This is a genomic window from Candidatus Alcyoniella australis (genome assembly GCA_030765605.1).
Taxonomy (GTDB): domain Bacteria; phylum Lernaellota; class Lernaellaia; order JAVCCG01; family Alcyoniellaceae; genus Alcyoniella; species Alcyoniella australis.
Map to the genome: position 1 here is coordinate 1 of JAVCCG010000109.1, position 12,114 is coordinate 12,114.

At 60.7% G+C, this 12,114-nt stretch carries 11 protein-coding genes; 2 read left to right on the plus strand and 9 right to left on the minus strand.

The window, feature by feature from the left end; translation table 11 throughout:
- Positions 1–343 precede the first annotated feature (343 nt).
- From P9M14_12840 to P9M14_12860, 5 genes are all read right to left on the minus strand, one after another.
- Complete coding sequence (locus P9M14_12840) at positions 344–1,051, minus strand: glycine cleavage system protein H (protein MDP8256630.1); 708 nt, start codon at positions 1,049–1,051, stop codon at positions 344–346.
- A gap of 10 nt (positions 1,052–1,061) precedes the next feature.
- Positions 1,062–2,288 (minus strand): NrfD/PsrC family molybdoenzyme membrane anchor subunit, encoded by a 1,227-nt coding sequence (nrfD, locus tag P9M14_12845; protein ID MDP8256631.1) that lies wholly within the window; start codon positions 2,286–2,288, stop codon positions 1,062–1,064.
- Complete coding sequence (locus tag P9M14_12850; protein MDP8256632.1) at positions 2,285–3,190, minus strand: 4Fe-4S dicluster domain-containing protein; 906 nt, start codon at positions 3,188–3,190, stop codon at positions 2,285–2,287. Before P9M14_12850 ends, nrfD begins: the two co-directional genes overlap by 4 nt.
- A 22-nt stretch (positions 3,191–3,212) precedes the next feature.
- Positions 3,213–3,722, minus strand: coding sequence for a cytochrome c3 family protein (locus P9M14_12855; GenBank protein MDP8256633.1), 510 nt, complete (start codon positions 3,720–3,722; stop codon positions 3,213–3,215).
- Between the two features lie 91 nt (positions 3,723–3,813).
- Positions 3,814–4,461 carry a hypothetical protein gene (locus tag P9M14_12860; protein ID MDP8256634.1) on the minus strand — a complete coding sequence of 216 codons (648 nt, stop codon included), beginning with the start codon at positions 4,459–4,461 and terminating at the stop codon, positions 3,814–3,816.
- A gap of 423 nt (positions 4,462–4,884) precedes the next feature.
- Here P9M14_12860 and P9M14_12865 point away from each other — a divergent pair, with 423 nt between their 5' ends.
- Together P9M14_12865 and P9M14_12870 are read left to right on the plus strand one after the other, a co-directional pair.
- The gene (locus P9M14_12865) at positions 4,885–6,330 is read left to right on the plus strand and encodes an aspartate aminotransferase family protein (GenBank protein ID MDP8256635.1); all 1,446 of its coding nucleotides are present in this window, start codon (positions 4,885–4,887) and stop codon (positions 6,328–6,330) included.
- A 16-nt stretch (positions 6,331–6,346) separates the two neighbouring features.
- On the plus strand, positions 6,347–7,888 hold the full coding sequence (locus P9M14_12870; GenBank protein MDP8256636.1) for a hypothetical protein: 1,542 nt from the start codon (positions 6,347–6,349) through the stop codon (positions 7,886–7,888).
- 9 nt (positions 7,889–7,897) lie between these two features.
- On the opposite strand, the gene P9M14_12875 is transcribed toward P9M14_12870, so the two are convergent.
- The 4 genes from P9M14_12875 to P9M14_12890 form a co-directional block, all read right to left on the minus strand.
- On the minus strand, positions 7,898–8,605 hold the full coding sequence (locus P9M14_12875) for a PilZ domain-containing protein (protein MDP8256637.1): 708 nt from the start codon (positions 8,603–8,605) through the stop codon (positions 7,898–7,900).
- Between the two features lie 147 nt (positions 8,606–8,752).
- Complete coding sequence (locus P9M14_12880) at positions 8,753–10,963, minus strand: hypothetical protein (protein ID MDP8256638.1); 2,211 nt, start codon at positions 10,961–10,963, stop codon at positions 8,753–8,755.
- An 81-nt stretch (positions 10,964–11,044) separates the two neighbouring features.
- The gene (gene tsaA / locus P9M14_12885) at positions 11,045–11,551 is read right to left on the minus strand and encodes a tRNA (N6-threonylcarbamoyladenosine(37)-N6)-methyltransferase TrmO (GenBank protein MDP8256639.1); all 507 of its coding nucleotides are present in this window, start codon (positions 11,549–11,551) and stop codon (positions 11,045–11,047) included.
- A gap of 6 nt (positions 11,552–11,557) precedes the next feature.
- A complete protein-coding gene (locus tag P9M14_12890) occupies positions 11,558–12,106 on the minus strand; it encodes an archaemetzincin family Zn-dependent metalloprotease (protein ID MDP8256640.1) in 549 nt (182 codons plus the stop codon).
- Positions 12,107–12,114: the final 8 nt, after the last annotated feature.

The following is a 12,114-nucleotide window of genomic DNA, read 5'->3' on the forward strand; positions in this document are numbered from 1 at the left end:
AGATTACCCTGATTAATCAAGACCTTACGCGGCAGGGAAAAACAGTATATGAACATCGTATGGAGCCAAATCGCGATTACTTTGCAATATCAACGACTATACGCGCTTCGTAACCTATACGAAATCTGTGATTTGAAATCGCAATTCGTATGCAAGTCCTAAAGTATTTTACCAAGGGTGGGCTGTTAAGCCATTGATTAATCACGTACAAAATCACCGAAATCGGGCAAAAGTCAAACGTAAAGCGTTACTTGACATTATCGCGCCAAGTCGTTGTCAGGTAAAGAAAAACCCCCACCGGCCTGGATGAGCCGATGGGGGAGTAATTGGCGAAACAGGGGCGTCAGTCGGTGAGGAAGAACTCGCGGACGATCTGCTCCCAGTTTTGGGGGTCGAGGTTGCGGGCCATGCCGTCCACCGGGTCGCCGCCATCGCTGAGCACGGCGCCCAGCTCGAGGTCGGCGAACCCGTACAGCCGTTGGGCCGCGGCCTCGGTCCACTTCTTGACCAGCTCGCCGCCCAGCAGATTTTTGAGGCTCACCGAGGACTTAGGCAACTTGACCTTGAGCAGCCAGCCATCGCCGTAGGGGTCGGACTTGAGCGCGTCCGTGGACCCGGCCAGCTTGGGGTTGACTGCCAGCACCTCGCCGTCCACCGGCGAGACCATCTCAAAGCTGCTCGGGCCCACATCCAGCGACCAGGCGCCCGCGCCCTGCCGCAGCTGCGCCCCGACCGCGGGCAGCTTGAGGCCCGAGGGCTTGCCCACCAGGCGTTGGGCAAAGTCATCCACGCCGATCAGCACGTTGCCCTCGGCGTCCTTGCGTGCCCAGGTATGTCCTTGATGATACAGCAGATCGTCGGGCACCAGAAAGCCCTGAACGCGGCCGCTGGCGGGCATTGCCTCGCGCGCCGCGGCGCTCTGGGTAGTGCGCTCGGGCGCCTTGAGCATGATGTAAAACACCAGGAAAAGCGCCATGAACGCGAACGCCAGGGCGTATTCCCAGTACTTGGTGTAAAGCACGTAGTCGACGAAGGTATGGAGATCGTGCATCTTTTCCTCCTTAGTGCTCGTCGGCGTAGAACGGGTCGGGGTGCTTGTAGAGGATCGGCGCCCGGTTGATTACCCAGCGGAAAACCCACATCAGCACCGTGATCAGCGTGATGGTCACCAGTATTTCCGACCACTTGGGAATGTAGACCTCGGGCGCGTCCCAGTTGAGGCAGACCATCGAAACGTTGAAGCGGTTGAGCATGATGCCCAGCACCGTGATGATCGATGTGTAGCGCACCAGTTTGGCGCTGCCGCGGCGGATCGCCACAAAGTAGAGGATTGTGGGAAGCAGTACGAATCCGAGCACTTCGAACATGAACCAATAGCCCCAGCCGGTGTTGAGCAGCTCCCAATGCATGCCGTGAGCCACGGAGAGCACCTTGAGCGCCAGGTAGGTGATCAGGGTAAACGCCACCGCCTTGCCCAGTCCGAGGGTCAGCCGGTCGTCTTGCTCGTGGGACATTTTAACCTGATGGCCAAAGACTTTATGCGAGATCATGCTCTCGATGATCAGCATCGCCAGACCACCGGCAATACACGAAACCAGGAAGTGGTAGGGGATCAGCGGCGTGTACCACAGCGGGTGCAGGCGTGAGGGCATCAGCAGGTACATCGCGCCCAGGGCCGACTGGTGACCCATCACCAGCACCGACCCGAGGATGATGAACACCATGTGCCCTTTCATCAGGAAACGCCAGGCTTTTTTCAGTCCCAGCCACTCGGCGAATGCGGGCAAAATCTCGAGGGTCATGGCCGTGAGGTACAGCGCCAAATGCTCGGCAACCAGGAACAGCACCGAGGACATTCCCGCCGAAACCAGGAACGGATAGGGCAGCCTCCACGGGCGGCCGAGGTCAAACAGCAGGCCGATGATCGCAAAGGCGTATCCGAGAAATCCGGTGAGCAGCGCCGGTCGCAGCAGCGGCTTGTAATCTTTATTGCCCAGGATGTAGACCGCCACGCCCACGGAGAATCCGCCGGTGGCGATCGCCACGCCGAAGAACATGTCGAAGCCCAACCACAGGCCCCAGGGGTTGGTGTTGGACAGGTTGGTGGTCGCGCCCAGGCCCGCGGCAAAACGCCAGATCGCCGTGGGAATGCCCACCGCGAGAATCAGCCCGGTGATCACGTTGAACGGCGAGATCAGCTTACGGAAGTACTCGGCGTTGGACATGCCCAGCAAAATGTTCTTGCGAAACCAGCTCATGTCCTGCGAAGTGATCGCTGCCTGGCTCATCCCTCACCTCCATCGGCGCCGTGTGCGCCGCCCTCGCGTTTGCGGGTGATGGAGTAGATCCCGGCAAGCAGCACCGGCAGGGTGATGTGCAGGATCGGCAGGGTCCACAGGAAGCCGTAGGTCAGCCTGGGTATCGGCGTTGAGCCCAGGTTGGTCTTGAAGCCCAGTTGCTCGAACGGAACTTTGGAAATGTACATCCAGCTCGTGCCGCCGACCTCACGCTCGCCGTAGATGTGATCGATGTAGTCCGAGTCGGCGAAGATCCGCTTGCGCGCGATGGTGATCAGCTCCTCGCGGCGGCCGAAAGTCAGCGCGCCCGTGGGGCAGATCTCGACGCAGCCGGGAATCCCGCCGTCCTTGGAAATGCGATCGAAACAGAAGGTGCACTTGGTCACCTTGGGATCGAACGCGCTTTGGTAGGTGTAGGCCGGGATGTAGAACGGGCAGGCCTGCATACAGTAGCGGCAGCCGATGCACACGTCCGCATCGTAAACCACCGCGCCCTCGGGCGTCTTGGTGAACGCCTTGCACAGGCAGGCGGCGAAGCAGGCCGGCTCGGCGCAGTGCATACACTGGCGCTTGACGAACACCGGCTGACCGCCCCCGGCCTCGGGCATGTAGCGATTGACAAAGGTGTAGACGTTGTAGTCCGAACGGCGTTCGGTCTCGAACACGCTCTGGTCGGTGGGGTCCACACCGTTTTTTAAATTGTTCACATCGTTGCACGCCCCCTCACACGAGCGGCAACCAATGCACTTGCTCACGTCCACCAGCACGCCGTAGGTGTCCGGCCAGCCGGTGAAGTCCTCGACTGCCAGCGCATCGCCGGCCTTGCCCGCAGCTGCGGCGCCGACGCCCGCGCCCGCGAGCATCTTGAGAAATCCTCTTCTGCTGCTGTTCATCTCCTTGGCGCTCCCTTTGGATCTATTGCTTGGTCTTTTTGGAGTGGCACTCGTCGCACTTCAGCGGCCCGGCCCCGTACTCGCGGTGGCAGCCCATGCACTGATTGTGATAGGCGGCCTTGAGGTTGGGAATGCTCAGCGGGGGCTTAATCGGGAACTCTTTGTGGCACGCCGCGCAGCTGCCGTCGGTATTGACCGTGAACTGCGGGTCGAGCTTGATCGACGGGCTGTGGCACCGCGAACAGGCGGGCATCGCCGGTCCCGGCGTGTTGTGATGATGACACGACGCGCAGCCCTCGGCCGCGTAGTTGGTGTGCATCTGGTGCGAGAACCAGGCCGGCTCGTAGAGGTTCTCGAGCTTTTTAAGCTCAATGTACTCCGGCGGTGTGGCCGTGTTTGTCCCTGCCTGTTCGATCTGCGCCGGTTGCTTGTCCGTATCGTCGGACTGCTCATCCTGCTCTTGGGCCATCACGAGTCCGGCGACCAACAGCAGGCAAAGCAACGGCAGCAGAAGGTAGCTTTTAACCCTCATGGTGCCTCCGTTATAAAAAAATTAAACAAAAGGGCCAAAAAGCCCGATCGGCAGGCGCATGCTACTCGCCTGGACACCGGTGTCAATCCCGTCAGCCCGAGTAAAACACGTGTTTGGATAATTCGCGCCATTTTTCCTCATCCAGGTTGCGCGCCGCTCCATCGACAACCTCGCCGCCATCAGCGTAGACCTCGCCCAGCTCACCCAACGCCGGTCCGATGAAACGATCGCGCTGCAGCTCGGTCCACTTGGCGAAGCGCGTGGCCGTGTATAGCTCGTGTAGATCGCGCTCCAGGGCGCTGGGCATCAGCCTGACCAGCCAACCCTCGCCATGAACATCGAGACTCGACGGATCGCGCTGCACCTGCTTGTTGACCTCGAGCACGCGACCGGTCAGCGGCGCGGGCTGGGAAAGGGTGCGGTCGCCGAAACGCAGGGTCCACAGGTTTTCGCCCTTCTTGATTTTGGCTCCGGCCGAGGGCAGCTCGATGGAATCGATCCTGCCGATGAAACGCCGGGTGAACTCGTCGACTCCCACCGATACCGTGGCCCGGGTGAGCTGAACCCAAGTATGGCCCTCGTGAAACAGTTTATCGCGACTTGCTTCCGGATCGTTGATCAACTCGTCGGCCGGCTCGCGCAGGGCCTTGCCCGCACGCTTGGCGGCAAAGCGCCGCACCAGCACAACATCGACCACAATCGCTATGGCGAACACGGCGATGACAATCAGCGGTACCATCTTCATTCCTCCTAGTATTGCACCGCCCTGTGCAACCTTCAAGAAGCATTCCAAATAGGTCCTATAGAAAAACATAATAGCCGGCCTTGGCTTAGCCGCTTGATATCAACAGGTTATCTAAATATCGCTAATAGAGCAAGGAATGGATAATTATGTTGTGAACGCCGCCATCCGCTGAATTTTTCGCCGCAATCTCCACAATCAGGGGTATAACCGGCATAACCTTTTGAAATTTATACAAGATTGGCCTGGTTGAAATATTTTACGCGGTTGTTGAATTGCTCTACGTTGACGTGCGTTGAAACGCCTGCACGGATACTGTAATCAAGAAGTGTTATCGGGTTGAGTTTTTTCGTTGAATCCATAACAATGACACGCCACAGACCACCGCAGGCACCCGCGTTCAGTTCAGGAGAAAATCGCATGAAGATACCGCAAAAGGGCAGAACCCGCGAGCAGATTCTCGAAGATTTGGAGAGCTTCCGCGTCAACGATCTCAAATGGCGCGACGGCAAGACGTTTGGCTATGTCTACGATCCGGGCAAAGAGGCCGAAGAAGTGGGCAAGAAGGCCTACATGATGTACCTCACCGAGAACGGCCTGGACCCCACGTCGTTTCCCAGCCTACTGCGGCTGGAAAACGAGATCGTGGCGATGTCCGCGTCCAACGTTGAGGGCGACGAGAACGTGGTGGGCAACTTCACCAGCGGCGGCACCGAGAGCATCATGCTCGCGGTCAAGTCGGCCCGCGACTACAACCGCAAGCACAAACCGCAGATCACCGCGCCCGAGATGGTGCTGCCGATCACGGCCCACGCCGCGTTCCACAAGGCGGCCAAGTACCTCGGGGTCAAGGTGGTGCCGGTGGACGTTGACCATCAGACGTTCAAAGCGCTGCCCGAGCTGATCGAAGAGGCGATCACCGAGAATACGGTCCTGATCGTCAACTCGTCCCCCTCCTATGCCCACGGCGTGATCGACCCGATCGAGCAGGTCGCGGCGATCGCAAAGCAGCACGGGATCCTGATGCACGTCGACGCCTGCGTCGGCGGATTCCAACTGCCGTACTACCGCCGACTGGGCGAACCGATCCCCTATTTCGGCTTCAGCATCGAGGGTGTGACCTCGATCTCGATGGACCTGCACAAGTACGCCTACTGCCCCAAGGGCGCCTCGATCGTGCTCTATCGCAATAAGGACATCCGTAAGGCCCAGTTCTTCGCCTGCGCCTCGTGGACCGGCTACACGGTGATCAACGCCGCGGTGCAGAGTTCCAAGTCCGGCGGCCCGATGGCCGCAGCCTGGGCGGTGCTCAACCACTTCGGCGACGAGGGCTACCTCGAGATGGCGCGCGAACAGCTCAAGGCGACCAAGGCCGCCATTGCGGGCATCAAGGCGATTCCCGGCCTGAGCGTACTCAGCCAGCCGGAGATGTGCCTGGTGGCCTTCACCTCGACCGAGATCAACATCTTCCACATCATCGACGAGATGAAGGAGCTGGGCTGGTACATTCAGGCTCAGTTCAGCCTGGGCTGCTCGCCGCAGAACATCCACCTCTCGATCAACTTCATGAACGTGGAGCATGTGGACGCACTGCTGGCCGACCTGCGCACGTGCGCTGAAAAGGCCCGCGGCATGGGATTTGACGACGATCTGGACCAAATCAAGAGCGTGCTGTCGATGCTCGATCCGGCGCAGGTCGATCCCGAGGTCTTCAACCAGGCATTGGGCATGGCCGGGATCTCGACCAGCGCTCTGCCCGGACGCATGGCCCCGGTCAACGAGATCCTCAACTCCCTGTCACCGGAGATGCGCGAGTTCGTGCTGATCGAGTTCCTCAACAACTTGTTCCACTATAGCGAGGAATAGCCTCGCGGAGGATCTTATGCGCAGCGCGTGGCTGATAACGATGGTTTTAGCGGCGCTGCTGCTCTGCGGTTGGATCGTGGTCGGCTGCGGCAGCGACGACGATGACGACGACGTTGCTGGGGACGATGACAGTGCGGACGACGATGACGACGACCAGGACGACGACAGCCTGTGGGACGATGACGATCAACAAGACGACTGCTACGTAGCCTCCTGGCCCCAGCAGGCCGTCATGCCGCGCGAATACAACGAGACCGGCGTTGCGGGCCCGATCCGGCTCAAGGCCGAGGCCTTTGACCTGTGGCACCTGACCTGGCACCAGCCGGATTACGGCGGCAGCGTACACGCCTATTTCACCGACGATAGCTACACTGAGATCGAGAACTACCACGGCCTGGGCGACTCTTGCAGCTGGACCGGGGTCTACCTGGGCACCCAGTCGATGCGCTGGTGGGTCACCGGCGAGCAGCAGGCGCGCGACAACGTCATCGCCAAGGTCGCGACCCTCGACGGGTTCCTGCACGTCAACGGCAAGCCCGGGTTCATCTCGCGCTACCGCGGCAGCCAGGACGGCAATCCGTGGTACGTAAGCGACGCCTGGTGCGACGCGGGCAAGACCTGCTTCCGCGTGGAGAGCGGCGAGTTCGCCGGCGACTTCTGGATCGGCAACACCAGCCGCGACATGTACATCGGCTGGTTCTACGGCATGGCCATGGCCTACGACCACATCGACGACCAGGCCACGCTGCAAATTATTCGCGACGACGTGACCGAGGTGATCGACGAGCTGATCGACACCGACTGGCTGATCATCAACACCCAGGGCGAGCAGATTACCGCCGGACCCAAGATCCTGCCGCCGATGCAGCTATGCTTCCTGACCATCGGCTATCACGTCACCGGCGAGCTGCGCTTCAAGCACGAGCTGCAAAAGCGGCTGGCCGACTCCAATCGTCGGGCGCTGGAGATCAACAGCTTCAACTTCTTCAACCGCTATCAGGCCTACTTCGGCAACGACCTGGCCCACGTCTGCTGGTACAACATCCTGCGCCTGGGCCGGGTCTACTACTCTGCGGACGATTACTACTATCTGTTGGGATTGTTCGAGAACCAGGTCCACAACTACACCCGGCTGTCGCACAACCCGTGGTTCAACGCGATCTACATGGCCCAGGGCGCGTATCAGCCCACGGACGACGATCCGTACCTCGAGCAGCTACATCAGGATCTCTCCGAGTTCCGCGACCCGCCGCTGTGGGAGTACCACCTCGAAGCGCGCGATCCTGCGAGCTACACCCTCGATCCGATATCGGTGCTGCTGCACGACATCGTCGTACTCTTCCCGCTACTCGAGGATCTGGTGGGCAACGTTGACTATCAGTCCAACGAGCCGTTCGGCGTGCGCGACCAGTGTCCGGCCGGATTCATGTTTCAGTGGTGCCCCTACGAGATCAAGGCTTGCGGCACGAGCGACCGGACCAAGGTTCATTCGGGGCACGATTTCCTGGCGGCCTACTGGATGGCGGGCTACAACAAGTTCATCACCCGCGGTCAGTAATTCGGGACGTCAGTCCGTGGACAGCTCGTCGCGGGGATCGATCTCGATGCCCATCCGCTGCTTGAGCTGCTTGATGTACTCGGCGAGCAGCTTCTCTCCCTCGTCGTGAAACTTGACGAACTGCACGCCGAAGCCCGGATTGAGCCCGTAGCGCTGGACCATCTGCTGGTCCACCACGTGCACCACGACCCCCTCGGCGCGGATCGTCTGCATCGTCTCGGCAATGATCAGCTGCAAGTCGACCAAGGTGTCGATCGGCGGCGGTTCGTCGGAAATCACGAAGATTCCGCCCATGCTGATATCCTGGGTGTACTGCTCCATCAGCTCCCGCGGCGACTCGAAGATCACCTTGAAGATCTTGCTGAAGCGCGACTGCTGGCGGCCGTCCTCGTAGACGTTGGCCAGATTGAGCACGGCGTCGACGTACTCGTCGGGACGCACGGTCAGCTCAACGCCCATGCTCAGGCTGATCCCGGACATCCGCGCCAGGGCGTCGGCCCTGGTCACCCAGCGTACAATCCCCTTGGTGCGGATCGGTTCATCGGCGATCGCGACCTCGAGGGTGAGCAGAGTATCCGCGTGGTAAACCGTCTTGGCCGACAGCTCCAGTCCGCCGAGTGAGACGTTTTTGGCGAACCCCAGGTGGGCGGCGTCGGCAACGCCGAAATGCACTGGAAAACGCTTGGAAAGACGCTTTTGCCTACGGCTCTGCGGCATGGATTGTCTCCTGTGTGCGCTGGCTTATGCGCGCCGGGATTCAAATCAATCTGCGATTAATCGAGTTGCCGATAGATTGTTGACTTTAAGGCTAGCTCTTTCAATCGCGTCGCGTCAATCGATATCCGGCCATCAAGCCCGCTGAAATCAAATCCATTTGCGCCGCAGCCCCAGGGCGAAGATCAGGGCGGTCAGCGCGAAGACCGCCAGGCAGATCTCGTAGAACAGCTCGAACCCGTAGAGCAGCGGTACGATAAAGACCACGATCGAACCCAGGGCCGCGCCGAATGCGTCGAGCACGTAGATCCGCACCCGCGAAAAGTTGAACGAGGTGAACAGCCGCGGGAAGAACACGCCCACCGCTGCGAACATCGGCGCGCCGATCAGCAGGTAGCCCCAGGCGCCGGGACGCAGCAGCGCCAGGACCAGCGCGCCGACCGCGCCCAGCCCGGCCAAATAGGGCCAGCGTTTGCCCGCTCCGATCAGGCTGCCGACCATCGCCACGGCTAAAAAGACGATCGATCCGACGTAGAACGCGTCCAGCGGCGTCTTGAGCAACGACAGGCAGTTGAAGATCACCAGATTCTCCAGCAGCATGAAGTTGATCCCCACCAGCAGGCAGATGGTCACCATGTACGGCGTGCGTCCCGCCCCCAGGCTTGAGGGGGTGCGCGAGAGCAGCATGATCAGCACGATCAGCGCACAGACCGCAGCCAGGCCGTAGAGGCTGCTGCGCAGAAAGGCCTGGGGCGGGATCGCCGGGAAGATAACGCCGCCGCGAAACGGGTAGTCGTCGGTGATCAGCCGCGCCTCGGGAAAGTCGGTGGAGCCGTCGATCAGTGTGAACCCGTCGAGCTCCATGCCCGCCAGCAGCTCGGGGCCGATCTGCGGGATCGGGCCCGGGGAGCCGATCACCAACAGGTTGTCCTCACTGGTAAAACCGACCACGTTGTATCCGGCCTGCTTGAGGGTCATAAAGAACGCTTTGAAATTAGCGTTGTTGCGCTCGAGCCCGCCCTTGCGGATCACCACCAGACCCTCGGGGCTGAGTTTGTCCCGGATCGCGCGCAGCGACTCGATCGAGTACAGCCGCTGGGAGGGTTCGAAGTAGGTGCGCAGCATGTATTGACCGGCCTCGGTGAACGGCAGGTAGACCAGGTCCGCGGTCTGGTCGAACTCGCGGAAAAAGGCACGGCCGTCCGCGGTCACGGTGGTGACGTGCGGGTCAAGGTAGAGCCCGCCGTTGGCCTCGGGAACGACCTGCGTCAATACGCGGAACACCGAAGGCACGATCTCCACGGCCCAGACGTGCTGCGGGTCGTGGCGCAGGGCCTCGAGCACCTGCCTGCCGCCCCCGGCGCCGATCACCACGATCCGCTTGCCCTCCCCGGCCAGCTTAAACGGCAGGGTCGCCACGTTGATCTCGGGATCGAGGCACTCGCTGGTGGGGAAGATCCACTCGACCCAATCGTTGTACGTGCCGCCGGTGAACCAGGTGTTGGAAAACAGCGTGAAATGGCAGTAGCGGTCCCAGCCCTGGTAGAGCACCGAGCTGCGCTGGGCCACCTCCTCGCCGCTACGCAGATGTTCCGGGATGTCCGCCAGGTGGCCCTGGAAGTAATCGAAGTACAATCCCTCGCCGCGCAGGTGGGCCTTCATGCTCAGGAAGTTGTCGCCGCGCACAGCCTGGACGAACCTGTTTTCGAGCAGCGGTCCGCCGATCAGCAGCGCCAGGGCCAACGGCGCCAGCAGCGCGCCGCGCCGGAAGTTGCGGTCGATCAACACGGTGTTCAGCACGAAAATCCCGATTGCCGCTGCCGCGCAGAACAGCAGGCCCAGCCGCCAGGTGAGATAGGTCTCGAGCAGGTAGCCCGCCAGCACGCCCAGTAAAAACACCGGGTAAAACAGCGCGGGCCGGCGGAAGGTCTGGGCGCAGTATTGGAAGTGCGCGTACTCGCTGAGCCCCCAGCTGAAGAAGAACGGCGAGAATAACACCACCACAAACAGGGAGTGCAGCAGGATCGCACTGAGGCTGAAGCCCCACGTGTTGATAAAATTGACCTTGAGCACGCAGAGCATCGCCATCAGACCCAGCAGCACTCCGCCGATGTTCAGCCACTGGCACAACCACAGATGTCGCAACTCGGTCTTGCTCCTGCGGGCCCAGACCGCTCCGCCCAGGGGCATCACCACCAAGAAAAAGACAATGGCAAACACCGAAATCAGCGAGGCGAAGGTGCAGACCTTGTAGACCGCGATGGAGAACAGCGTGTTGCCCAGCGCCATCAGCAGCAACACGGCCGCTGCAACTCCGGGTTTACCCTCGGGCAGGCGCGTCCTTGCCTGTTTATCGCTCATGCCGTCTCGTTAAAATTGGTCATTATCGGCTGTTAGCCTGGAGGATTCATCGGAATTCGTCAACGGCCCAAGATCGCGCTGTCAGCCTTTTTCGCCCCTGACGTGCTTTTTCCAACGCTCATGCGAGCGTTGCCCCTCGAACCAGCCGGAATTGGCGTCCGTCTTGGCGTCCAGTTCGGCAAAGTAGGGCTTGATGTCCAGCAGCGGCGTGTTGTTCAGCGCGTCGATGGGCGAGATGTGCAGCACGTTGCCCTGGATTCCCAGCAGCCGGTTTACGCTAAGGGCGATGGGATTGGGACGGCGCGGCGAGCGGCTGGCGAACAGCCCCACGCCCTGCCCCTCGAGCCACGGTGGGTGGGCGATCAGCGATTCGCGCGGCTTTGAGCGATCAAGGAAGTACAGCACGTAGATGTAGCGGAACTTATCCAGATCGCGCAGCCCCTCGACGTACTGGTCGAACAGCTCGATGCGAAACTCCTGCCCCGGCTCGGCCTCGGCCGGCGACTGCGGCGGCCCGATCTGCTCGTAGGGCGTGTGGATCACGCCGATGGGCTTAACCTGGTACGTTTTATTCCCTTGATTCTCCATCTCGGTTTACCTCCCGAGCGATCGCAGCTTTTCGGCCAGCCTGCTCGCGCAGCTCCCGCAGAACTCGATCGACTTCTGGTCCACATCCTCGACGTAGGTCGAGGAGCGCATCACGCAGAACGGATCATAGCAGTGCACCAGGCCGAAGGTGTGCCCCAGCTCGTGGATCGCCTCCTTCTCCACGCGCTCCAGGTACAACGCGCGATCGTCGGGAAGGCCGTAGAACCGATTGTGCAGCCGATAGGTCGAGAGCAACGCGCCGATGTTGTCCAGTTGGGCCTGGCCGAACTGAAAGGTGAAGATCGGCAGAAACAGGTCGACGTGGGTGATGCCCAACACCTTGAGCGCGTCCGACGGCGGGTTGTCGCGCACCAGCTGGATCAGGATTTTGGACGAGTTGTACTGGCCGCGTTGGCTGTCGTAGGCGCAATCGAGGTCGATCCGCCGCTCGTCGATCCTGGTCGAAACGCCAAAGGCCCGTCGCACGAATTGCGATAGATCCTCGAGCAGCGAAATATCCGCCGGTTCGATCGGGGTTAAATAGATATAGGGCATCCGCGACC